A 289-nucleotide genomic window follows, 5' to 3' on the forward strand; every position below is an offset into this window, starting at 1 on the left:
CAACCCGCCAAAACCCAGCACGCCAGCCGCATGGCCACCACCATGGATATCACGCTCTCGCCGCTGAATGGCTTGCTGATTGTCAGCACCTCCGGCCTGGCGCTGTGGTTGTGGAGGCAGTCGCTGATCAGCGTTGGCGCGATTGCGCTGGCGACCGGGTTGGTGATTCGTCTGGTGAACATGTCCGGCTGGATCATGTGGGTGGTGAACGGCATCTTCGAAAACATCGGCACGGTGCAGGACGGCCTGCATACCATCGCGCAGCCGCTGAGCGTGCAGGACGAACCGA

General features: G+C 62.3%; 1 pseudogene. It reads left to right on the forward strand.

Annotated features, from left to right (window positions below):
• A pseudogene (locus tag KVT28_RS24895) lies at window positions 1-289 on the forward strand (multidrug ABC transporter ATP-binding protein); the annotation flags it as partial.

The organism is Pantoea sp. GbtcB22 (assembly GCF_019091025.1).
GTDB classification, from domain to species: domain Bacteria; phylum Pseudomonadota; class Gammaproteobacteria; order Enterobacterales; family Enterobacteriaceae; genus Pantoea; species Pantoea leporis.